We start from the raw sequence: 22,761 nt of genomic DNA on the forward strand, positions 1-22,761 counted from the left end.
GGAAGTGTCCGAAGGGCTCGAATCATGGCCGCCAATCTGGTGGGAATTACTGGCATCGCCCGGCGCCTCGTCTTGGATGGGGTCCTGGAAGAGCAGCCTGCGCGCGAGGCCATGGCGGCGGCGACCGTCGAGCGCAAACCCATGGCGCTCTACCTGGTCGAGAAACGGCTCGTGTCCCCGGCCCAGCTGGCCGCCGCCAATTCCATCGAATTCGGCGTGCCGCTGTTTGACGTGGCGGCCCTCGATCCGGGACACAGCGCAATCAAGCTTGTCAGCGAGGAGCTCGTTCGCAAGCACAACGTGCTTCCCCTGTTCAAACGCGGCAACCGCCTTTTCGTTGGTATCGCGGATGCAACTAACACGCGCGCCCTCGACGAGATCAAGTTCCAGAGCAACATGGCCGTGGAAGCGATCCTTGTTGATGAGGACAAGATCCACCGCACCATCGAGCAGTGGCTCGCGAGCGCCGATGCGCTGAACGACGCGATCGCGGACGAGGAAGGGATCGAGAACCTGTCGACCTCGGGCGGCGATGATGACCTGGCGGCGGCCGGCGATTCCGGCGTGGACGCCAAGGGCGACGACACACCGGTCGTCAAGTTCATCAACAAGGTGCTGGTGGACGCGATCCGCAAGGGCGCGTCGGACATCCACTTCGAGCCGTATGAAACCGACTACCGGGTGCGCGTGCGCATCGACGGCATCCTCAAGCAGGTCGCCAAGGTTCCGGTGAAGTTGCAGGCCCGCATCGCCGCGCGCCTGAAGGTCATGGCCCAGTTGGACATCGCTGAGAAGCGCGTGCCGCAGGACGGCCGCATCAAGCTCAACCTGTCCAAGACCCGGCAGGTGGACTTCCGCGTCAGCACCCTGCCGACGCTGTTCGGTGAAAAAGTCGTCCTGCGTATCCTCGATGGCGGCGCCGCCAAGCTCGGCATCGAGAAGCTGGGCTATGAGCCGGACCAGCAGAAGCTGTTCGTGGACGCGGTCGTCAAGCCGTACGGGATGGTGCTGGTCACCGGCCCGACCGGTTCGGGCAAAACCGTGTCGCTGTACACCGCGCTCAACATCCTCAATAACGACGAGCGCAACATCTCGACGGTCGAGGATCCGGTCGAAATCCGCGTGCCCGGCATCAACCAGGTGCAGATGAACGTAAAGCGCGGCATGACCTTCGCCGCCGCGCTGCGCAGCTTCCTGCGTCAGGACCCGGACGTGATCATGGTCGGCGAAATCCGCGACCTGGAAACCGCCGAGATCGCGGTCAAGGCCGCGCAGACGGGCCACATGGTGCTCTCGACCCTGCACACCAACGACGCTCCGCAGACCATCGCGCGCCTGATGAACATGGGCGTGGCGCCGTTCAACATCACTTCGTCCGTGACCCTAGTGATCGCACAACGCCTGGCGCGGCGCCTGCACGACTGCAAGAGGGAAGTGCACCTGCCCGAGCATGCGCTGCTGGCGGAAGGCTTCACCCACGAGGAGATCGTAGGCGGCCTGGAGGTCTACGAGGCGGTGGGTTGCCCTGACTGCACCGAGGGTTACAAGGGCCGTACCGGCATCTACCAGGTCATGCCGATGACCGAGGAAATTCAGGCCATCGTGCTGGAAGGGGGCAACGCAATGAAGATTGCCGAAGCCGCCCAGAAATCAGGCGTCCGCGACCTTCGCCAGTCAGCGCTGCTGAAGGTGAAGAACGGCGTGACCAGCCTGTCGGAAATCAATCGCGTCACCAAAGACTGATGCTTCTCCTGCTACCGCCGTTGCCGCAATAGATAACCACTGGGGATTGCCACCGTGTCCGCATCCAAGACCGCCACCAAGAACGCACTCCGCACCAGCGACCCGTTGACGATGTTCGTCTGGGAAGGCAAGGACAGGCGCGGCGTCACCATGAAGGGCGAGCAGCCTGCCAAGACCGCCAACATGGTGCGCGCGGAACTGCGCCGCCAGGGCATCACGCCGAGCGTGGTCAAGGCCAAGCCCAAGCCGTTGTTCGGAGGCACCGGCAAAACGATTGGCGCGAAAGACATTGCAGTTTTCAGCCGGCAGTTGGCGACCATGATGAAGTCGGGCGTGCCCATCGTGAATTCGCTGGAGATCATCAGCAACGGCCAGAAGAACGTCCGGATGCAGAAGATGGTCGATGCGCTCCGCGCGGACATTGCGGGTGGCTCGTCGATCTACGAGGCGATGAGCAAGCACCCAGTCCAGTTCGACGAACTGTATCGCAACCTGATCAAGGCTGGCGAATCGGCGGGCATCCTGGAGACGGTGCTCGACACGATCGCCACCTACAAGGAAAACATCGAGTCGCTGAAGGGCAAGATCAAGAAGGCCCTGTTCTATCCGGCGACGATCATCGCGGTCGCAATTTTGGTTTGCGGCATCCTGCTGGTCTTCGTGGTGCCACAGTTCCGTGAGGCATTCCAGAGTTACGGCGCGGATCTCCCGGCCTTCACCAATCTGGTATTCGGCATCTCGGCCTTCATGGTGAGTTGGTGGTGGGCATTCGCCTTGGTTGCAGCTGCTGCAATCGGTGGTTTCATATTCGCGATGAAGCGCTCGCCAGCGCTGACGCACTTTGTCGACCGGATGATGCTCAAGCTGCCAGTCATCGGGCAAGTCCTGCACAACGCCGCGGTCGCCCGCTTCTCCCGCACACTGGCGGTAACGTTTGCCGCAGGCGTGCCGCTCGTGGAGGCACTGGACACAGTCGCCGGCGCCACCGGCAACCAGGTTTACGAGCAAGCCGTGCACCGAATGAAAAACGACGTCGCGGTGGGTTATCCCGTCAACGTCGCGATGAAGCAGGTGAACGTCTTCCCGCACATGGTCGTGCAGATGACCGCCATCGGTGAAGAGGCGGGTGCGCTCGACACCATGTTGTACAAGGTCGCCGAGTTCTATGAGCAGGAAGTCAACAACGCGGTCGATGCGCTCTCGAGCCTGATCGAGCCGATGGTGATGGTGGTCATCGGCACCATGGTCGGCGCGATCGTCATCGCCATGTACCTGCCGATCTTCAAGCTAGCCATGACGGTCGGCTGACGGTCCGCTGATCGATGGCATTCCTCGACCAGAACCCCGCCATCGGCTATCCGCTGGTGGCGGGATTTGGGCTGCTGGTGGGCAGCTTCCTCAATGTGGTGATCCTGCGGCTGCCGAAGCGGCTGGAGTGGGAGTGGAAGCGCGATGCACGCGAAGTGCTCGCGGAGCCGGAGGTTTACGATCCGCCGCCGCCTGGGATCGTTGTCGAACGTTCGCACTGCCCACACTGCAAGCACCAGCTGAGCTGGTACGAAAACATTCCGGTCTTCAGCTGGCTGGCCTTGCGCGGCAAGTGCCGCCACTGCAAGGCGCCGATTTCGCCGCAGTATCCGCTGGTCGAACTGCTGACGATGCTGCTCTTCGTGGCGGCGGTCTGGCGGTTCGGTTTTGGTTGGCAGGGCTTTGGCGCGATCGTATTTACCGGATTCCTGGTCTCGATGTCGGGGATCGACCTGCGCACGCAGTTGCTGCCTGACAGCCTTACGTTGCCGTTGATGTGGCTCGGTTTGATCGCGGCTTCCGACAATCTGTACATGCCGGTGAAGCCGGCGCTGTTGGGCGCCATCGTTGGTTACGCCAGCCTGTGGTCGGTGTGGTGGCTCTTCAAGCAACTCACCGGCAAGGAAGGCATGGGGCATGGCGACTTCAAGCTGCTCGCCGCGATCGGTGCATGGACCGGACTCAAGGGCATCCTGCCGACGATCCTGCTGTCGTCGCTGGTCGGTGCGATCATCGGCTCGATCTATCTCGCCCTGAAGGGACGCGACCGCTCCGTGCCGATTCCGTTCGGGCCGTACCTGGCGATCGCCGGATGGATCGTGTTCTTCTGGGGACAGAAGTTGATCGATGCGTACATGCGCATCTCCGGGTTGTCCGGCTGACGGCGCGGCCCGGGTCCGGGCCCACGTGAACCCTCGCAGGAATGCCTCGGGCGCGACTGTTTTCGCGCCGGCCCTGTCGCGCCCAAGGTCGCTCCTACAGTGCCGCCGTGATCGGCGAGAATCCCCTCCATGAGCGACTACATCATCGGCGTTACCGGCGGCGTTGCATCCGGCAAGAGCGTGGTCACCGACCGCTTCGAGGCGTTCGGGATCGTGGTTGCCGATGCCGATGTGGCGGCGCGCGAAGCCGTTGCACCGGGTTCGGCTGGACTGGCGGCGGTGGTAGAGATTTTTGGCGCGTCGGTGCTCGCCGCCGATGGCGGCCTCGATCGGGCGGCAATGCGCCAACGCGTCTTCGGCAACGAGGTGGCGCGGCAGCAGCTCGAGTCGATCATCCATCCACTCGTTCGCGCGCAATTGCGGCGCGAATGCGAATCCGCCGCGGGCGCCTATGCGCTCGCGGCGATCCCCCTGCTGGCCGAAGGCGGCGGACGCGTGGCTTATCCCTGGTTGCAGCGCATCCTCGTGGTGGACGTGCCACTCGAAGTACAACACTCGCGCCTGATGCTTCGCGATGGCATCGATGCCGATCTTGCAGCGCGCATGATCGCCGCGCAGGCATCGCGCGAGCAGCGACTCGCGATCGCCGACGACGTCATCATCAATGATGGAGGGATCGACGAACTGCAGGGTCACGTAGCGCAACTGGACCGGCGGTATCGGATGTTGGCGGAGCAACTGGCCTGACGCACCAAGCGAAGTGCCGGCGAGAAGCCGGACGTGCTTCGCTACCGGTTACTTCACTGCAGAAAAACTGGAGCAACTGGACAGTCGCTGTCGGATGCTGGCGAACCGACCCAGTGCAGCGGGTGCTAGCGAGTTGCAAGAAGGGCCAACTGTTTTCGTGGATTAGCGGACAGGTGCGCGAAGCGTTGCTCGCAGGACTTCTGCAGACGTTCTTCAGCCGCATGGCGAACGCCATTCCGCCGGTGCGTCCCTACATTTCAGGCCAGAGGCTGCGAATCGCGGCGATTCCCTGCGCTCCGTGGAGACGCGCTTCCGCGATGTCATCGATACCCATCCCGCCGATTGCGTAGACCGGTAGCGATACGGTTTCGCGCATTGCCGCGAAACCCTCCCAACCCAGTGGCGTCGCATCGGGATGGGTCGCCGTCGGCTTGATCGCACCCACGACGGCGAAGTCACAGCCGATCGCCTGCGCGGCACGCAACTCGTCCATGTTGTGGCAGGACGCGCCGACCGGTTGCCCGTTTGCCAGCGGCCGGCTGGTGAATCCGGAAAGCTGGCTGGCGCGCAGGTGCACGCCCACGCCGACCAACGCAGCGAGTTCGAGGTTGGCGTTGATCAGCACTTCGGCATCCGCTGCGCGGCACAGCGCGACGCCTTGCGTGGCGAGGCGTTGCCAGCGCACGGGTTCGCATGCGGGCGCGCGCAGTTGCACGCGGCGGATGCCGCTTGCCAGGGCGCGCTCCAGCGTGGCGAGCCAGCTCGCATCGTCGCCGCCGGGCTCCGGAGTGACCAGGTAGCGGTCGGGCTGCAGCAACGCGGCCACGACCGGAATGTCGGCGGGCGGCATCGCGTAGTCGGCGAGTTTGTGCGGCGCGACCCAGGCGAGTGCCTGGCCTTCCAGGCCGCGCACGGTGCCACGCCACGCGCGGACTTCGCGTACGTCGAGGCGGAGACGCTTGGCGGGATACGCCTGCGGAACCCGGATCAGCGGCGCACCGACGTCGATCTCGATGCCTAGTTCTTCGCGCAGTTCGCGCTTGAGCGCCTCTTCCGCGGTTTCGCCAGGCTCGTGCTTGCCGCCGGGGAATTCCCAGAGGCCGGCAAGGTCGCGTCCCTCGGTACGGCGTGCGAGGAGGATGCGGCCGCGGCGGTCGCGGATGACGCCAGCTACGACTTCGATCGTGCGCGAGGACGGAGCATTGGGCTCGTCTTCGGACGAACGGACTATTGTGGCGATGACGGGCTCTGGCGGGGCAGTAGATGACATGATGCGGTTGCGAAGAAGTCGCTTCCGTTCGCCCCCTCATCCGCCCTTCGGGCACCTTCCCCCCGCGAGCGGGGAGAAGGGAAGATCAAGAGCGCTTCCGGGCGGAATTTCCAGCAAGAGGCTCGGCTCAGGCCAGCTGCCCATGGCAATGCTTGTACTTCTTGCCGCTGCCGCACGGGCACGGATCGTTGCGGCCGACGTTGGCGAACACGGTGTTGTCGCGGGAAGCCTGCGCCTGCACGGCTTCCTCGTCCGCACCGAACCCGCCCGCGTCGGCATGCTGGAACTGCATCTGCCGCGCCTGCGCTTCAAGCGCCGCGCGCTCCTGCGCTTCCATCGCGGCGATTTCTTCCTCGCTGCGGATGCGTACGCGCGAGAGCAGCGTGACGACCTCGCGCTTCACCTTCTCCAGCATGTCGCTGAAGAGTTCGAAGGCTTCCTTCTTGTATTCCTGCTTGGGCTGCTTCTGCGCATAGCCGCGCAGGTGGATGCCCTGGCGCAGGTAATCCATGCGCGCGAGGTGCTCCTTCCAGTTCTGGTCGAGCACGTTGAGCATGATGTGCTTCTCGAGCATGCGCATGGTCTCCGGACCGAGCTGCTGCTCGCGATCGGAGAAATGCTTGGCGATCGCATCCTGCACGATGCGCATGACCTTCTCGGCGTCGATTTCCTTCGCGTCGGCCACGGCCTGCACCAGCGGAAGCTGCACGCCGAATTCCTGCTCAGTGGTCGACTGCAGGCCGGGGACATCCCACTGCTCGTCGATCGATTCCGGCGGAACGAAACGGTTGACGATTTCGGAAACGACATCCTCGCGGATGCCCTCGATGTTTTCCTGCACGCTCTCGGCTTCGAGCAGTTCGTCGCGCTGGCCGTAGATCACCTTGCGCTGGTCGTTGTTGACGTCGTCGTAGTCGAGCAGGTTCTTGCGGATGTCGAAGTTGTGCGCTTCGACCTTTCGCTGTGCGCCGGCGATCTGCTTGGTGACCAGGCCGCTTTCGATGACGTCGTCTTCCTTCAGGCCCATGCGCGCCATCGCCTTCTGCACCCAGTCGGCCGCGAAGATGCGCATCAGGTTGTCTTCGAGCGACAGGTAGAAGCGCGAGGAACCCGGATCGCCCTGGCGGCCGGAACGTCCGCGCAGCTGGTTGTCGATGCGACGCGATTCATGGCGTTCGGTGCCGATGATGTGCAGGCCGCCGGCCTGCTTCACGGCTTCGTGGCGCGCCTGCCAGTCGGACTTGATGCGTTGCTTGGTGACCTCGTCGATCGGCGCGCCGGTGGCGGCTTCGTGCTCGGCGATTTCGGCATCGAGCGAACCGCCCAGCACGATGTCGGTACCGCGACCCGCCATGTTCGTGGCGATGGTGACGGCACCGGGACGGCCGGCCTGCGCGACGATCTGCGCTTCGCGCTCGTGCTGCTTGGCATTGAGCACTTCGTGGCGGATGCCCGCGGCGTTGAGCTGCTCGCTGAGCATCTCCGACACTTCGATCGACGTCGTACCGACCAGCACCGGCTGGTTGCGCTTGTTGGCTTCGCGAATCTCGTTGATCACCGCGCGGTATTTGCCGGCGCGGTTGAGGAACACCGCATCGGGATGATCCTTGCGGACCATCGGGCGATGGGTCGGGATCACGATGACTTCCAGGTTGTAGATGCTCTGGAACTCGTAGGCTTCCGTGTCGGCCGTGCCGGTCATGCCGGACAGCTTCCGGTACATGCGGAAGAGGTTCTGGAAAGTGATGCTGGCGAGCGTCTGGTTTTCGCGCTGCACCGGCACGCCTTCCTTCGCTTCCACCGCCTGGTGCAGCCCGTCGGACCAGCGGCGGCCGGCGAGCGTCCGTCCGGTGAATTCGTCGACGATGATCACTTCGCCGTCGCGCACGATGTAATCGACGTCGCGCTGGTAGATCGCATGCGCGCGCAACGCGGCGTTGAGGTGGTGCACCACGCTGAGGTTCTGCGCGCTGTACAGGCTGTCTTCCTCGTCCTGCAGGATGCCGGCCTTGCGCAGCAGTTCCTCGGCGTGTTCCTGGCCTTCCTCGGAGAGGTGGACCTGCTTGCCCTTCTCGTCGACCCAGTAGTCGCCCTCGCCTTCTTCCGTCGCCTGGCGGGTGAGCTGCGGGACGATGCGGTTGACCTTGATGTACAGCTCCGGCGATTCGTCGGCCGGACCGGAGATGATCAGCGGCGTGCGTGCTTCGTCGATGAGGATCGAGTCGACTTCGTCGACGATCGCGTAATGCAGGCCGCGCTGGAAGCGGTCCTCCTTCGACAGCGCCATGTTGTCGCGCAGGTAGTCGAAACCGAATTCGTTGTTGGTGCCGTAACTGATGTCGGCGGCGTAGGCGGCGTGCTTGTCGGCGTGCGGCATGCCGGGATAGACGACGCCGACCGACAGGCCGAGCCAGTTGTACAGCTTGCCCATCCACGCGGCGTCGCGGCGGGCCAGGTAGTCGTTCACGGTGATGACGTGGACGCCTTTGCCTTCCAGCGCATTGAGGTAGGTCGGCAGCGTGGCGACGAGGGTCTTGCCTTCACCGGTTCGCATTTCGGCGATCTTGCCCAGGTGCAGGACCATGCCGCCGATCAACTGGACGTCGTAGTGGCGCATGCCGAGGACGCGCTGGGCGGCTTCACGGCAGACGGCGAAGGCTTCGGGGAGGATCCTGTCGAGCGATTCGCCGTCCCGGATGCGCTGCTGGAACTCGGGCGTCCTGGCCTGCAGCTCGGCGTCGGACAGCTTCTGCATCTCCGGCTCGAGGGCGTTGATCTTGTTGACCGAGCGTTGCAGCTGGCGGAGCAGGCGTTCGTTGCGACTGCCGAAGACGCGGGTAAGCAGGCTGTTGAGCATTGTTGGACCGGAGAATTCGTCGTAAGCGGGATCGCGTCGGTTCGATGACGGCACAGGGCCGGTCGTTCCCCGACAGCGGAAATAAAAAAGGGCGCGGGGCGCCCTTTCTGGCACGTCGATTGTAGCTGGTGGCGCCCGCCGGCGGTTGCAAGGGTGCGGGCGTCACCAAATTGAACAGGGCTCGCAAGGCTTGCTCGTCATTCCTGCGAAGGGCTTCGCCACAGCCACAGAACCGGCGACTTGCGCCTGGCGTTGAAGGTACGCGGCCCCTGCTTGCCGAAGAAACAAAAACGGCGCGCCTAGGCGCGCCGTTGCGGCGAAGTTGCGGCAGCTCAGCCCTTGGCGAGCGGCGACTGCTGGCTGAGGAACTTGCGCGGGTTCACGTACTGGCCCCTTTCCCACACTTCGAAATGGACGTGGGCGCCGGTGGATCGACCGGTCGAGCCGGCCTTGGCGATTTCCTGGCCCGCGCGGATCAGCTCGCCAACGCGGCGTTCCAGGCGCGAGTTGTGCGCGTAGCGGGTGACGTAGCCGTTGCCATGGTCGATCTCGATGACGTTGCCGTAGCCCGAGCGCACGCCCGAGTAGCTGACGACGCCATCGGCCACCGCGAGCACGGGATCGCCGACGTCGGCTTCGAAGTCGATGCCCTTGTGGAACTGGCTGCCGCCCACGATCGGATCGGCGCGGCGGCCGAAGCTCGAGGTGATGTAGCTGTTGGCGATCGGCTCGCGCGACGGCACCGAATTCATGTCGAGCTGGCGATTGAAGAGCATCGACTCCAGCACCGACAGCTGCTCGCCGGAATCGGCGAACTGGCGGTTCAGGGTATCGAGGCCCTCGCGCAACTCAGGCTCCGAGATGTCGCGCACCGGGCCGGCACCGCCGACGCCGACCGGCTTGTCGAAGTTGAATTCACCGTCCTGCAGCTGGCCGATGCGGGTGAGGCGTTCGCCCAGCGCGTTGAGGCGGTTGGCTTCGGCCTGCAACTCGCCCAACCGTGCGGCAAGCGCGTTGATTTCGCGCTGCGACTGGCGCTGGGTCGTGGCGAGTTGCGCCTGCTGGTTGCCCAGCTGCAGGCGCAGGCCCGCGGTGCCCACCAGTCCGGCGGCACCACCGGCAAGGAAGCCCACTCCCAGCAGCGCGCCGACAACGAACATCGGCTTGCGGGAGCCCAGCGTGCTGATCGAATCAGCCAGGCGGGCCAAGGGCTTCTTGCGGAATTTGTTTACGATGAGTGGATGAGTCATCTGTCCGACGTGTGTTCTTGACGTGTCCAAGCCTTCAATCCCGCGTCGCCCTTCCGGTCCGCAGGCTGCGCTCGATGCGCTGCTTGCCGAACCCTCTGGCGACCCGATCCGCAGAGCGCTATGGCTCGACGGGCTGGACCATCAGTTGCGTCCCCTCCTGCCACCGACGCTGGCCCCGCATGCGCGGTTGGCCAACTTCGAGCGCGGCAGGCTCGTTTTCATCGTCGATGCTCCGATCTGGCGGGCCAAGCTGAGGCTCGCGGGACCGGAACTTCTCGATGCAGCCCGATCCATCGGACTTGAAGCGACCGAACTCGTGATCAGGACGACCGTGAGTTCGCCGGCAGATCCGGTTTCGCCACCCCAGGCGAATCCCAGAACCCGACCGATGTCGAAGACGGCGCACGATGCATTGCAGGCCGCATTGGCATCCCTTCAGAAGCCCGATGCTCCGGGCTCCGACGACTCCGGTTGACCGCTTCCCGAACCGTTCCCCGTCTTAGCCGGGTCGGCCACTTCTGCGGACGGGGGGATGCTAACGGCCTAGAGGCCTGATTTTGTTAAGGATCCGGAAGCCAGTTGGCAGAACCGCGTTAAGTTTTGGTTAGTTCATGCACACGGATTTCATCTCTGTGACCGGGGTCGCCTTGGGGGAATACCCCCAAAGGCCCGGTCTGCGAGGTTGAGCCGCTGAACCGGGGGTCAAGTCGCGCTGAAACAGCGGCTTGCTGCGATGCGCCACGGTTTTCCGGCGTTTATCCGATGGTCACGCCAAGGCGCGTGCCGCAACCTCAGACGGTCTGCGGCGATCCGTACGCGACCGGAGCCGGCTGGCTCTCGTCCGCGAAAGTCACTTCTTCCCACGCCGAGCGTTCGGCCAGCAGGGCGCGGACCAGCTTGTTGTTGAGGGCATGGCCGGACTTGTAGCCCTCGTACGCACCGATGACCGGATGGCCGGCGAGATACAGGTCGCCCACCGCGTCGAGGATCTTGTGGCGGACGAATTCGTCGGCGTAGCGCAGGCCGTCGTCGTTGAGGACGCGGAATTCGTCGAGCACGATCGCGTTGTCCATCGAGCCACCCAGGCCGAGGTTGCGTTCGCGCATGTATTCGAGGTCGCGCATGAAACCGAAGGTCCGCGCGCGGCTCACTTCCTTTACATAGGAAGCGGTGGAGAACTCCACCTCGGCACGCGACTGCGATGCCGGGATCGCCGGATGGTCGAACACCACGGTGAAGCCGATGCGGAAGCCATCATGTGGCTCGAAACGCGCGATTTTGTCGCCGTCGCGCACTTCGACCGGATGCTTGATGCGGATGAAACGCTTGGGGGCTTCCTGTTCGCGGATGCCTGCCGACTGCAGCAGGAACACGAACGGGCCCGCCGAACCGTCCATGATCGGGACTTCCGGCGCTGACAGGTCGATATAGCAGTTGTCGATGCCCAGGCCAGCCAGTGCCGACAACAGGTGCTCCACGGTCATCACCTTGCCCGTGCTGCAGCTCAGACCGGTGCAGAGCACGGTCTCGGTCACGAGGTCGGCGCGTGCGGGAATCTCCACGACGGGATCGAGATCGATCCGGCGGAACACGATGCCGGCATCCACGGGAGCCGGACGCAGGGTGAGAAAAACCTTCTCGCCACTGTGCAGGCCCACGCCGGTGGCGCGGATCACGTTCTTGAGAGTTCGCTGGCGGAGCATCGTGCGGTAGGAGCCCTTGGACCGGGGGATCGGGACCTGTTCTGTCGCCGGATGTAGGGAGTTTCCCCCTTAAAACGGGCGGCAAGATTAACACGCAGCCGGCTGAACCTTAACGGAAAAGACATGCCGCGGAAACGGTTTTGCGAGGCTCCGGTCACGCTTTCCACGGGAGGCCGGATGAGTGTCTTACGGAAAAAGCCGGTCGACAGAGCCGACCGGCGCAAGAGCCTCCGGCGCAGGCGGCCCGGAGCCTGGGATTCAACCGGCCGGGGACGAGTCCGGCCGGAGGTGGATCGCCCGGATGACGGGAGCTACCCGCATCCGGTTCCTACTACTTACAACTAAGGAGTACGGCAGGTCGCAGCGACGCCTCAGTCGGCCTGGCGGCGCAGGAACGCCGGGATGTCCAGGTAGCTGCTGTCGGCACCGAAGTCGGCCACTGCCGGCGCAGTAGTCGGCTCCGCGCGACCACCGCGCAGGCTGCCCGCGAACGACGGGGGACCCTGGAAGCCGTCATCGATCGGCAGCCCGGTGGTGCCATCGCGCTTGACCTGCGTGCGGACCAGTTCGACCTGCGGACGGCGGCCGGCGTCGCTGAAGTCCGCGCGTTCGCCGGTGCGAATCGGCTGGCGCACGACCGCGCGGTTGAGGCCGGTGGCCACCACGGTGACCTTGACCTCGTCCTGCATGTCGGGATCGAGCACGGTGCCGATGACGACGGTCGCGTCTTCGGAAGCGAAGTTCTCGATGGTGCGGCCGACTTCGTCGAACTCGGCCATCGTGAAGTCCGGGCCGGCGGTGATGTTGACCAGGATGCCGTTGGCGCCGGACAGGTTGACGTCGTCGAGCAGCGGGTTCTGGATCGCGGATTCCGCCGCGGCCTGCGCGCGATCGTCGCCGCGGGCCGAGCCGGTGCCCATCATCGCCAGGCCCATCTCGCTCATCACGGTGCGCACGTCGGCGAAGTCGACGTTGATCAGGCCCGGACGCACGATCAGGTCGGCGATGCCCTGCACAGCGCCAAGCAGCACGTCGTTGGCGGCGCGGAACGCCTGGATCATCGTCGCGTTGCGGCCGAGCACGGTGATCAGCTTCTCGTTCGGGATCGTGATCAGCGAGTCGCAGTGGTGCGACAGCTCCTCGATGCCCTTGAGCGCGACCTGCATGCGGCGGCGGCCTTCGAACGGAAATGGTTTCGTGACGACGGCGACGGTCAGGATGCCCATTTCCTTCGCCAGCTGTGCGACCACGGGTGCCGCACCGGTGCCGGTGCCGCCGCCCATGCCCGCGGTGATGAAGACCATGTCGGCGCCGGTCAGCGCGTCCATGATGCGTTCGCGGTCTTCCAGGGCTGCTTGACGACCAACCTCCGGATTCGCGCCTGCACCCAGGCCCTTGGTGACGTTGCTGCCGAGCTGCAGCTGCAGCTTCGCGCCACAGTTCTTGATCGCCTGCGCGTCGGTGTTCGCGGTGATGAACTCCACGCCATCGACGCTGCCGTTGACCATGTGCGCGACCGCGTTGCCGCCGCCACCGCCGACGCCGACGACCTTGATCACCGCGTTCGGGGCCATTTTTTCCATCAGTTCAAAGTGAGCCATGTCCTCGTCCTCTTGTTATGTGTTGCTCGTGATTGATCGGGGATGCCAGTTGCCTTCTGCCTGCCCTTCACCTGCTACGTAGCCGCGCCCTCGCGACGACGCAAAAAATCAGAATTCGCCGCGATACCAGCTCTTCAGCCGGTTGAGGAAACTGCCGGGACGTCCCGTCGAAATCGTCGGGCGGCGCGGGTTCTCGATCTGGCTACCCATCAGCAGCAGGCCGACGCCGGTGGCATGCACCGGGTTGCCGACTACTTCACCGAGCCCGGTCACGTGCTGCGGAATGCCCACGCGCACCGGCATCTGCAGCATCTCTTCGGCGAGTTCGACCACGCCTTCCATCTTCGCGGCGCCACCCGTGAGCACCATTCCGGCGCGCACGTGCTGTTCGAAGCCACTGCGGCGCAGTTCGGCCTGGATCATTTCGAAGATCTCTTCGTAACGCGCCTGCACGGCTTGCGCGAGTGAAGCGCGCGGCATGCGGCGCGGCGGACGATCGCCGACGCTGGGCACCTGGATCGATTCTTCCGCGGTCGCCATCTGCGCCAACGCGCAGGCATAGCGCACCTTGATCTGCTCGGCCTCGGGCGTCGGCGTGCGCAGCATGTGCGCGATGTCTTCGGTGACCTTGTCGCCGGCGATCGGCAGGCTCGCGCTGTGCGCGATCGCGCCCTGCACGAACACCGCGATGTCGGTGGTGCCCGCGCCGATGTCGACCAGCACCACGCCGAGTTCGCGTTCGTCGCTGGTGAGCACGGCATGGCTGGACGCGAGCACGCCGAGGATCAGGTCGTCGACCTGCAATCCGCAGCGCTGCACGCACTTGCTGATGTTCGCCGCCGCCGATTGCGCGCAGACGACCAGGTGCGCGTGCACCTCCAGGCGTACGCCGGTCATGCCGACCGGATTGCGGATGCCTTCCTGCGAATCGTCGAGTACGTAGTCGCGCGGGATCGCGTGGAGGATCTTCTGGTCGGCGGGGATCGCTACGGCCTTTGCGGCGTCGAGCACGCGGTCGAGATCGGCGTAGGTCACTTCGCCATCGCGGATCGGCGCGATGCCCTGCGAATTGCGGCACTGGATGTGGCTGCCGGAAATCGACGCGTACACCGAGCGGATCTCGCAGCCCGCCATGAGCTCGGCTTCCTCGATTGCACGCTGGATCGACTGCACCGTCGATTCGATGTCGACGACCACGCCGCGTTTGAGTCCGCGCGACTCGTGCGAGCCGATGCCGATGACTTCGATCGGCGTACCGGGCCGGCCGTCATTGGGCGTGTACTCGCCCACCAGCGCCACCACCTTGGAGGTGCCGATGTCGAGGCCCACGATCAGCGATTTGTCGCCCTTGCGATTCATGTATTTCCCTGCACTTGCGGCGCATCGATGGAAACGGGGGCCGGAGCCGGCTTCCACGTCAGCGCGAAACCATTGGTGTAACGAAGATCGGCACGCGCGAGCTGCTGCGTGTTCTGGGTGAGCAGCTGCGGCAAAAGACGTACGAAGCGATCGAGCCGAGCACGCGCCTCGCTGCGGCCGACGATCACGACGGCGCCGTTGTTCAAACCAAGCGTCCAGCTGCCGCGCGGATCGAGGGCGACTTCATGCACGTCGATACCGACCTTGGCGAACAGCTCGCGCGATTCGTTGTAGAGCGCGACGACGTCGGCCGTGCGCGCTTCGGGCCCCGCGAACTGCGGCAGGCCCTTCGGTACCTGGATGCCCTTCGCCGGGAACAGGCGACCGTGCTCGGACAGCAGGCGATCGGCACCCCAGCGCGCGAACGGCTTGTGTTCGACTACGCGCACTTCCAGCGTATCGGGCCAGCGCTTGCGCACTTCCGCGGTTTCGACCCACGGCAGCTTCGCGACGGCATCCTGCGCGGCGGCCAGATCGACCGCGAAGAAGCCCCGCTGCGCATACGGCAGCAACGCCTTGCGAAGCAGCGCGCCATCGACGCGACGGAATTCGCCGGTCGCCTGCAGCTTCGTCAACGGCCAATGGTTCGCGCCGACCCAGCCGTTGAGCACGGCCACGACCGGCATCACGACCAGCACGACGGCAAGAATCCAACCGGCGATGCGCAGCAGCGCGTTCACTTCGACGCGGCCTCCGAAATGGGGTCCTGAACGGTCTGTTCGAGAATCCGCCAGCACAGTTCCTCGAAACCGATGCCGACGTTGCCCGCGGCCTTCGGCACCAGCGAATGACTGGTCATGCCGGGCGCGGTGTTCACTTCGATCAGCTGCAGACCGCGCACGCGATCGCGCATGACGTCGACGCGGCCCCAGCCCGTGCAGCCCGCCGCCTTGAAGGCAGCGAGCGCGACGCGACGGATCTCTTCTTCATCCGCGCCTTCCATGCCCGGACACAGGTACTGCGTATCGTCGGCGATGTACTTGGCGTGGTAGTCGTACCACTCGCCTGCCGGCACGATGCGGATCGACGGCAGCGCGGTTTCGCCGAGGATGCCGACGGTGTATTCCTCGCCCTGCACCATCTGCTCCATCAACAGCTCGCCCGCGTATTCCTTCGCGAAGGCGATCGCGGATTCGAGGTCGGCATCCTTTAGTACGCGGAACACGCCAACGCTGGAACCTTCGCTGGAAGGCTTCACGAATACCGGGAAACCGAGCTCGTTCGCCGCCGCGCGCAGGTCGTCGCCTTTGGCGATGCGCGCGAAGCGTGGCGTCGGCAAGCTCGCAGCGATCCACACCTGCTTGGTGCGGATCTTGTCCATCGTCAATGCCGAACCGAGCACGCCCGGACCGGTGTACGGCACGCCCAGGGCTTCGAGCAGCCCCTGCAGCACACCGTCTTCGCCGCCGCCCCGGTTGCCGTGGAGGATGTTGAAGACGCGATCGACCTTGCCCGCACGGATCGCTTCGACCAGCGCGGGAATGCCGTCGATCGCGAACGCCTCGACATCGCGCGCGCGCAGGGCCTCGAGCACGTTGCGGCCGGAATCCAGCGAGACTTCGCGCTCGGTGCTGGTGCCGCCCATCAGCACGGCGACGCGGCCGAAGACGGCCGGATCGGTGACGCGCAGGGGAGCGAAATTCGTGCTGCTCACTTCTGTCCTCCTGCAAATCCATTGGCTGCGATCTGTTGCGCGGCGTGGCCGATGTCGCCTGCGCCCATCATCAGCAGCAGGTCGCCGTCGCCAAGCACGTCGGGCAGCACGTCGGTGAGATCGGCGGCACCGTTGACGACGATCGGATCGACGCGGCCTCGCGTGCGGATCGCGCGCGCCAGCGACTTGGCGTCGGCGCCTGCGATCGGTGCTTCACCTGCCGGGTACACCTCGGTGAGCACCAGCGTGTCCACGGTTGACAGCACCGCGGCGAATTCATCGAAGAGATCGCGCGTACGGCTGTAGCGATGCGGCTGGAACGCGACGACGAGGCGGCGGTCCGGCCAGCCGCCACGCGCGGCGGCGAACACCGCTTCGAGTTCCTTCGGGTGATGGCCGTAGTCATCGACGAGCTGCACCGTCGCGCCCTTCGCGGTGGTGAGCTGCGCGAGCAGGTTGAAGCGGCGGCCGATGCCGGCGAACTTCTGCAATGCGCGCGCGATCGCGTCGCTGTTCACGCCCAGCTGCCAACCCACCGCGGCAGCCGCGAGCGAGTTCTGTACGTTGTGGCGGCCGGGCAGCGCGAGTTCGACCGGCGTGCGCGAACCATCAGGCAGGCATAGGGTGAAGCGCATGCAGGCGCCGTCCTGGTGGACGTCGTCGGCGCGCACGTCGGCGTTTTCGGCGAAGCCGTAGCTCATCACGTGGCGCGTGGTGTTGCGCGCAAGCGCGGCGACTTCGGGATCGTCGATGCACAGCACGGCGAGGCCGTAGAACGGCAGGTGGTGCAGGAATTCGTCGAACGCGGCCTTTACCTTCGCGAAGTCGCCGCCGTAGTTCTCGAGATGATCGGCATCGATGTTGGTGACGACGGCGATCTGCGGATGCAGGCGCAGGAAACTGCCGTCGCTCTCGTCGGCTTCGGCCACCAGCCAGTCGCCCTTGCCCAGGCGCGCGTTCGCGCCCGCGGCAAGCAGCTGGCCACCTATCACGAACGTCGGATCGCTGCCGCCTTCGGCCAGCACGCTCGCCATGAGCGAGGTCGTCGTGGTCTTGCCATGCGTGCCGGCAACGGCGATGCCACGCTTGAAGCGCATCAGTTCGGCAAGCATTTCCGCACGCGGCACGATCGGGATGCGCTGCGAACGCGCTTCCATCAGTTCCGGGTTGTCGCGCTTGATGGCCGAAGACACGACGATGCAGTCCGCGCCGAGCACGTTCGCGGCGTTGTGGCCGCGCATCACGTTGATACCGAGCGAAGCCAGGCGACGGGTGACCGCGTTGTCGGCCATGTCCGAACCCGACACCTGGTAGCCGAGCGTGCACAGCACCTCGGCAATGCCGCTCATGCCCACGCCGCCGACGCCGACGAAGTGCACGCGCGCACCCGCGCCGCCGCTGGCGATCAGATCGCCGGCGTGCTGCATGCGATGGCGGGCTTCGGGACTCATGAATGTTCCTTGTTCGATTGTTCGATCACGATGGAGGCGACGCGTTCGGCGGCATCTGGTTTTGCCAGCGCGCGCGCGGCGATCGCCATCGGCAGCAGCAGGTCGCGTTCGCCGAGAATTTCCAGCGTCGCGGACAGGCGCTGGGCGAGTTCGTCGTAGTCGCTGCCCTGCGGCAACAGATGCGCGGCACCGCGATCGACGAGGTACTGCGCGTTCTTGGTCTGGTGGTCGTCGACGGCTTGCGGGAACGGCACCAGCAGGCTGCCGACACCGGCCGCGCAGAGTTCGGCGAGCGTGAGCGCGCCCGCGCGGCAGATCACGACGTCGGCCCATGCGTAAGCGGCGGCCATGTCGGCGATGAATGGCTCGACCGACGCGCGAACGCCCGCCTGTTCGTAGGCACGCACCGCTTCATCGCGCATTTTCTCGCCGCACTGGTGGCGGATTTCGACGGAAATGTTGCGCGGCAGTGTGGCGGCCGCCTTCGGCATCGCCGCATTCAGTGCGCGCGCACCCTGGCTTCCGCCCAGCACAAGCAGACGCAGCGGGCCTTCGCGGCCGGCGAAGCGTTCTTCCGGCGGCGCAATCGCCGCGATTTCGCTACGCACGGGATTACCGACGACCTCTTCGTTCGCGAACGTCTGCGGGAATCCGGTGAGCACGCGTCGCGCGAATTTTGCGAGCACGCGATTGGTCATGCCCGGCGCGCGGTTCTGCTCGTGCACGATCAGCGGAATGCCCGCTAGTTTCGCCGCCAGTCCACCCGGCCCCGCCGCGAAACCACCAAAGCTCACCACGGCGCGCGGCTGGCGCTGGCGCAAGGTCTGCCGTGCGGCATTTACTGCGGCGAACAATTTGAACGGCGCCGCCAGCAAGGTCGTGATGCCCTTTCCACGCACGCCACCGACCGCGATCGTGTCGATGGCGAGGCCATGCTGCGGCACCAGGCGCGTTTCCATGCCGCCTTCGCTGCCGAGCCACAGCACTGGCACGTCACGCGCACGCAGCGCCTTCGCCACAGCGAGGCCCGGGAAGATGTGACCGCCCGTGCCACCGGCAAGGATCATCACCGGATGCAGGTCGGAATCAATGGCGGCAGTCGCGATGCTCATGCCGTCCTTCCAAAGGATTTTTCGAACACCGGCTCGACGCGCTGGCGCAGGCGGCTGGTGCCGCGTACTTCGGTGTTCACCGCCGGCAGCGGTTGCGACGTCACCGGCATGGCCGCCGCCGGCGCCTGTGCCTCGCCACGCAGGCGCGCCACCTGGCGCCGCGCGCGATCGAGCTCGAACGAGACGCGCAGCAGCACGCCGAGTGCCGCGCAGGTCAGCAGCACGCTGGAACCACCCGAAGAAATCAACGGCAGCGTCAGGCCCTTCGTGGGCAGCAGGCCGAGATTCACGCCGATCGATACAAAGCTCTGCAGCGACATCCACAGCGCGATGCCGAACGCGACATAGCCGGCGAAGTGGCGGCGCATCTCCACGCACTTCAGTCCGATCCAGAATGCGCGCCCCGCAAGGCCAGCGTACAGCGCGATGATCGCGAACACGCCGACGAAGCCGAGTTCCTCGGCGATGACGGCCAGGATGAAATCCGTGTGCGCTTCCGGCAAGTACGAGAGCTTCTGCACCGACGCGCCGAGGCCGACACCGAACCATTCACCGCGGCCGACCGCCATCAATGCATTGGTGAGCTGGTAGCCGCTGCCGAACGGATCGGCCCAGGGATCGCGGTAGGAAACCAGGCGCTGCACGCGATACGGTTCCATCAGGATCATCAGCGCAAGCACCGGGAGCAGCGCGAGCACCGGGAGCAGCATGCGCGGAAGGTTGGCGCCGCCGAGCACCAGCATGCCCGCGGTGATCGCGAGGATCAGCGCGGACGAGCCGAAGTCCTTGTGGATCACCAGCAACACGCCGACCAGCAGCAGCGCGACCGCGAGCACCTTGAACATCGCGCGCCATGTCGCGCTCACTTCATCGCGGAAGCGCGCGAGGTAGCTCGACAGCCACACGATCAGCATCAGCTTGACCGCTTCGACTGGCTGGAACGTCAGCAGGCCCAGGTTCAACCAGCGCCGCGCGCCTTTCGCGGTGAAGCCGATGCCCGGTACGAGCACCAGCAGCAGCAGCACGAGCGCGGCCAGTGGCAGCCATTGGCTGTGCTGCTCGATGGTCTTCATTTCCGTGCGCATGGCGACGATGGCGAGGCCGACGCCGATCGCAAGGAACACCATGTGGCGGATCAGGTAATAGAACGGACCCGCGTCGCGCCCTTCGGCGATCGCGATCGATGCCGAACCGACCATCACCACGCCCAGGCACGCCAGCACGCACGCGATACCGAGCAGCCACGGATCGTAGCGGCCGCCGATTTCGTCGAGTCGTGTTGCCTGGCGCGAGAGGTCGTTCATCAGCGGATCTTCAGCGTGGCCAGGCCGACGAGGACGAGGATCACCGAGATGATCCAGAAGCGCACGATCACGCGCGGCTCCGGCCAGCCCTTCAGCTCGAAGTGGTGATGTATAGGCGCCATCCGGAACACGCGCTTGCCGGTGAGCTTGAATGACGCGACCTGGATCATCACCGACAAGGTTTCGATGACGAAGATGCCGCCCATGATCACCAGCACCAGTTCCTGGCGGACGATCACCGCGATGCAGCCCAGCACGGCGCCGAGTGCGAGCGCGCCGATGTCGCCCATGAACACCATCGCCGGATAGGTGTTGAACCAGAGGAAGCCGAGGCCGGCGCCGGCGATCGCCGCACAGATGATCACCAGCTCACCCGCACCGGGCACCTGCGGAATCTGAAGATAGTTGGAGAACACCGCGTTGCCCGATGCATACGCGAACACGCCGAGCGCGCAGGCGACGAGCACCGTCGGCATGATCGCCAGGCCATCGAGGCCGTCAGTGAGGTTCACCGCGTTGGAGAAGCCGACAATCCACAGGTAGACGATCGCGATGAAGAAGACCGTGCCGCCGATGCCCACCAGCGGCAGCGCGACGTTCTTGAAGAACGGGATATAAAGCGTGGTCGCCGATTGCACGTCGGCGGTGTAGTACAGGAACAGGCCGGCTCCCAGCCCGATTAACGACTGCAGGAAATACTTGGTGCGCGAACGCATGCCGTTGGGGTCGCGCTTGACGATCTTGATCCAGTCGTCCCACCAGCCGATCGCGCCGCAGGCCATCATCACGGCCAGCACCAGCCATACGTAACGGTTGCGCAGGTCGCCCCACAGCAGCACGGATGCGAGAATCGTCAGCAGGATCAGCGCGCCGCCCATCGTCGGCGTGCCCGCCTTGGAGAAGTGCGACTGCGGACCTTCCTTGCGGATCGGCTGGCCGCCCTTCAGCTGCGCAAGACGGCGGATCACCGCGGGACCCCACCACAACGACAGGAACAGTGCGGTCAGCGCGGCGAGAATGCCGCGAAAGGTGAGATAGCCGAACAGTCCGAAGAGGCTTTGCAGCTGTTCGAGCCAGCGGAAGAGTTCAAGCAGCATCGGAATCCCCCGCGGCGCCGAGCACCGCCTTCACGATCTTGTCCATCGCGCTGCCGCGCGATCCCTTGACCAGCACGCGCACGCCATCGCGCAACTCGCTATTCAGCGCGGCGATGAGTGCGTCGTGGTTGTCGTATTGCGAGGCGCCTTCGCCAAAGGCGTTGGCGGCTTCCGCGCTTAGTGTTCCCAACGCATACAGGCGCCGGATGCCGGCGGCTTTCGCGCGGCGCCCCATCTCGGCGTGCATGTACGCGGCATCGGCGCCGAGTTCGCGCATGTCGCCGAGCACCAGCCAGCCTTCGCCGCCGCGAGCGGACTCGGCGAGCGTGTCGATGGCGGCGGCGAGCGATCCCGGATTGGCGTTGTAGCTGTCGTCGATCAGCACCGCACCGTTGCGCAGGCGATGCGCGATAAGGCGGCCGGCAACGGGCTCGGCGGCGTTGAGGCCGGCGGCGATGGTGTCGAGCGAGACGCCGAGGCCGAGCGCGATGGAAGCTGCCGCGAGCGCGTTGCGCACGTTGTGGCGGCCGGGCATGGCCAGGTCGATTGCGGCTTCGCCCTGAGGCGTCATCATGACGAACATCGAGCCGCCGTCGGTCGGCGTGATATCGCGTGCGGTGACATCTGCGCTGGCTTCGAGACCGAACCGGATCAGCCGATGGCCATGCGAACGCTCAGCGAAGAATGGCGCGAACGCATCGTCGGCATTGATCACCGCGACGCCGTCATCCGGCAGCGCATCGTAGATAGCGCCCTTGGTGTCGGCAACGCCGAGCAGGCTGCCCATGCGTTCGAGATGCGCCGGCGCGATGTTGTTGACGATGGCTACGTCGGGACGCGCGACGGCGGTCAGGTAGGCGATGTCGCCCGGCTGGCCGGCACCCATTTCGTATACGGCGAACTGCGCGTCTTCGGGCGCCTCAAGCACCGAAAGCGGCAATCCGATCTCATTGTTGCGATTGCCCGGATTGGCGTAGGCGCGGCCGGCGCGCGACAGGATCGCCATCACCAGTGTTTTCACGCTGGTCTTGCCGTTGCTGCCGGTGATGCCGACGACCTTCACGCCGCTGCGTTCGCGCTGCACAGCGGCGGCGAAGTCGGCGAGTGCACGCTGGGTGTCGGTGACGACGACCTGCGGCAGCGTGCCGGTGCTGATTGATGCATCGACCACGCGCGACACCAGCGCCGCCGCGACGCCTCCCTGTGCGGCGGCGGGCACATGATCATGCCCGTCGAAGCGTTCACCCTTGAGCGCGACGAACAACGTGCGGCCGCCGACCAGAAGCGCCCGGGTATCTGTCGCGATGGCATCGACGACCACGTCTTCGCCATGCAGGCGGCCGTGGGTCATGCGCGCGATATCG

Annotated in this window: 17 protein-coding genes and 1 pseudogene; 5 read left to right on the plus strand and 13 right to left on the minus strand. The window is 65.3% G+C overall.

The features are described 5' to 3' along the window. Positions 1-24: 24 nt before the first annotated feature. The 4 genes from pilB to coaE all read left to right on the plus strand — a co-directional run bounded on the left by pilB (position 25) and on the right by coaE (position 4,679). On the plus strand, positions 25-1,743 hold the full coding sequence (gene pilB, locus ASD14_RS13510) for a type IV-A pilus assembly ATPase PilB (protein ID WP_056134853.1): 1,719 nt from the start codon (positions 25-27) through the stop codon (positions 1,741-1,743). 111 nt (positions 1,744-1,854) lie between these two features. After that, the gene (locus ASD14_RS13515; RefSeq protein WP_157475429.1) at positions 1,855-3,051 is read left to right on the plus strand and encodes a type II secretion system F family protein; all 1,197 of its coding nucleotides are present in this window, start codon (positions 1,855-1,857) and stop codon (positions 3,049-3,051) included. A 14-nt stretch (positions 3,052-3,065) separates the two neighbouring features. Next, on the plus strand, positions 3,066-3,932 hold the full coding sequence (locus ASD14_RS13520) for an A24 family peptidase (RefSeq protein WP_056134861.1): 867 nt from the start codon (positions 3,066-3,068) through the stop codon (positions 3,930-3,932). Between the two features lie 129 nt (positions 3,933-4,061). Continuing rightward, positions 4,062-4,679 (plus strand): dephospho-CoA kinase, encoded by a 618-nt coding sequence (gene coaE / locus ASD14_RS13525; protein ID WP_056134864.1) that lies wholly within the window; start codon positions 4,062-4,064, stop codon positions 4,677-4,679. Between the two features lie 250 nt (positions 4,680-4,929). On the opposite strand, the gene ASD14_RS13530 is transcribed toward coaE, so the two are convergent. From ASD14_RS13530 to ASD14_RS13540, 3 genes are all read right to left on the minus strand, one after another. Beyond that, positions 4,930-5,949 (minus strand): Nudix family hydrolase, encoded by a 1,020-nt coding sequence (locus tag ASD14_RS13530; RefSeq protein ID WP_082538994.1) that lies wholly within the window; start codon positions 5,947-5,949, stop codon positions 4,930-4,932. A 127-nt stretch (positions 5,950-6,076) separates the two neighbouring features. Further along, positions 6,077-8,806 carry a preprotein translocase subunit SecA gene (gene secA, locus ASD14_RS13535; protein ID WP_056134866.1) on the minus strand — a complete coding sequence of 910 codons (2,730 nt, stop codon included), beginning with the start codon at positions 8,804-8,806 and terminating at the stop codon, positions 6,077-6,079. 332 nt (positions 8,807-9,138) lie between these two features. Then, entirely contained in the window at positions 9,139-9,966 is an 828-nt protein-coding gene (locus ASD14_RS13540; protein WP_157475432.1) for a M23 family metallopeptidase, read from the minus strand. Positions 9,967-10,078: 112 nt separating this feature from the next. On the opposite strand from ASD14_RS13540, the gene ASD14_RS13545 reads away from it, so the two are divergent. Further along, positions 10,079-10,531, plus strand: a complete 453-nt coding sequence (locus tag ASD14_RS13545) for a DUF721 domain-containing protein (protein WP_056134872.1) — start codon at positions 10,079-10,081, stop codon at positions 10,529-10,531. A 316-nt stretch (positions 10,532-10,847) separates the two neighbouring features. Here the strand turns inward: ASD14_RS13545 and lpxC are convergent, their stop codons facing one another. The 10 genes and pseudogenes from lpxC to murF all read right to left on the minus strand — a co-directional run bounded on the left by lpxC (position 10,848) and on the right by murF (position 22,748). After that, positions 10,848-11,759 (minus strand): UDP-3-O-acyl-N-acetylglucosamine deacetylase, encoded by a 912-nt coding sequence (lpxC, locus tag ASD14_RS13550; protein WP_056134875.1) that lies wholly within the window; start codon positions 11,757-11,759, stop codon positions 10,848-10,850. Positions 11,760-12,130: 371 nt separating this feature from the next. Beyond that, complete coding sequence (gene ftsZ / locus ASD14_RS13555) at positions 12,131-13,360, minus strand: cell division protein FtsZ (protein ID WP_056134878.1); 1,230 nt, start codon at positions 13,358-13,360, stop codon at positions 12,131-12,133. A gap of 108 nt (positions 13,361-13,468) precedes the next feature. Continuing rightward, positions 13,469-14,719 carry a cell division protein FtsA gene (gene ftsA, locus ASD14_RS13560; protein ID WP_056134881.1) on the minus strand — a complete coding sequence of 417 codons (1,251 nt, stop codon included), beginning with the start codon at positions 14,717-14,719 and terminating at the stop codon, positions 13,469-13,471. A 59-nt stretch (positions 14,720-14,778) separates the two neighbouring features. Further along, positions 14,779-15,459 (minus strand): annotated as a pseudogene (locus ASD14_RS13565) (cell division protein FtsQ/DivIB); the annotation flags it as partial. After that, positions 15,456-16,433, minus strand: a complete 978-nt coding sequence (locus ASD14_RS13570) for a D-alanine--D-alanine ligase (RefSeq protein WP_056134886.1) — start codon at positions 16,431-16,433, stop codon at positions 15,456-15,458. The gene ASD14_RS13570 and the pseudogene ASD14_RS13565, both read right to left, overlap by 4 nt. Continuing rightward, entirely contained in the window at positions 16,430-17,884 is a 1,455-nt protein-coding gene (gene murC, locus ASD14_RS13575; RefSeq protein WP_056134889.1) for a UDP-N-acetylmuramate--L-alanine ligase, read from the minus strand. The genes ASD14_RS13570 and murC overlap by 4 nt, the downstream gene beginning before the upstream one ends. Beyond that, entirely contained in the window at positions 17,881-18,996 is a 1,116-nt protein-coding gene (gene murG, locus ASD14_RS13580; RefSeq protein WP_056134892.1) for an undecaprenyldiphospho-muramoylpentapeptide beta-N-acetylglucosaminyltransferase, read from the minus strand. Before murG ends, murC begins: the two co-directional genes overlap by 4 nt. Then, a complete protein-coding gene (gene ftsW / locus ASD14_RS13585) occupies positions 18,993-20,300 on the minus strand; it encodes a putative lipid II flippase FtsW (protein WP_056134895.1) in 1,308 nt (435 codons plus the stop codon). Before ftsW ends, murG begins: the two co-directional genes overlap by 4 nt. After that, on the minus strand, positions 20,300-21,397 hold the full coding sequence (gene mraY, locus ASD14_RS13590) for a phospho-N-acetylmuramoyl-pentapeptide-transferase (protein ID WP_056134898.1): 1,098 nt from the start codon (positions 21,395-21,397) through the stop codon (positions 20,300-20,302). Before mraY ends, ftsW begins: the two co-directional genes overlap by 1 nt. Next, positions 21,387-22,748, minus strand: a complete 1,362-nt coding sequence (murF, locus tag ASD14_RS13595) for a UDP-N-acetylmuramoyl-tripeptide--D-alanyl-D-alanine ligase (RefSeq protein ID WP_157475434.1) — start codon at positions 22,746-22,748, stop codon at positions 21,387-21,389. Before murF ends, mraY begins: the two co-directional genes overlap by 11 nt. Between the last annotated feature and the right edge of the window lie 13 nt (positions 22,749-22,761).

It is taken from the genome of Lysobacter sp. Root494 (assembly GCF_001427225.1).
Taxonomy (GTDB): domain Bacteria; phylum Pseudomonadota; class Gammaproteobacteria; order Xanthomonadales; family Xanthomonadaceae; genus Agrilutibacter.

Coding starts and splice junctions, on each gene's coding strand:
- ftsW (WP_056134895.1), bottom strand. CDS start 20,300: ATGAACGACCTCTCGCGCCAGGCAACACGACTCGACGAAATCGGCGGC.
- murC (WP_056134889.1), bottom strand. CDS start 17,884: ATGAGTCCCGAAGCCCGCCATCGCATGCAGCACGCCGGCGATCTGATC.
- ASD14_RS13515 (WP_157475429.1), top strand. CDS start 1,855: ATGTTCGTCTGGGAAGGCAAGGACAGGCGCGGCGTCACCATGAAGGGC.
- lpxC (WP_056134875.1), bottom strand. CDS start 11,759: ATGCTCCGCCAGCGAACTCTCAAGAACGTGATCCGCGCCACCGGCGTG.
- murG (WP_056134892.1), bottom strand. CDS start 18,996: ATGAGCATCGCGACTGCCGCCATTGATTCCGACCTGCATCCGGTGATG.
- ASD14_RS13530 (WP_082538994.1), bottom strand. CDS start 5,949: ATGTCATCTACTGCCCCGCCAGAGCCCGTCATCGCCACAATAGTCCGT.
- ftsA (WP_056134881.1), bottom strand. CDS start 14,719: ATGAATCGCAAGGGCGACAAATCGCTGATCGTGGGCCTCGACATCGGC.
- ASD14_RS13520 (WP_056134861.1), top strand. CDS start 3,066: ATGGCATTCCTCGACCAGAACCCCGCCATCGGCTATCCGCTGGTGGCG.
- secA (WP_056134866.1), bottom strand. CDS start 8,806: ATGCTCAACAGCCTGCTTACCCGCGTCTTCGGCAGTCGCAACGAACGC.
- mraY (WP_056134898.1), bottom strand. CDS start 21,397: ATGCTGCTTGAACTCTTCCGCTGGCTCGAACAGCTGCAAAGCCTCTTC.
- ftsZ (WP_056134878.1), bottom strand. CDS start 13,360: ATGGCTCACTTTGAACTGATGGAAAAAATGGCCCCGAACGCGGTGATC.
- ASD14_RS13540 (WP_157475432.1), bottom strand. CDS start 9,966: ATGTTCGTTGTCGGCGCGCTGCTGGGAGTGGGCTTCCTTGCCGGTGGT.
- coaE (WP_056134864.1), top strand. CDS start 4,062: ATGAGCGACTACATCATCGGCGTTACCGGCGGCGTTGCATCCGGCAAG.
- pilB (WP_056134853.1), top strand. CDS start 25: ATGGCCGCCAATCTGGTGGGAATTACTGGCATCGCCCGGCGCCTCGTC.
- murF (WP_157475434.1), bottom strand. CDS start 22,748: ATGACCCACGGCCGCCTGCATGGCGAAGACGTGGTCGTCGATGCCATC.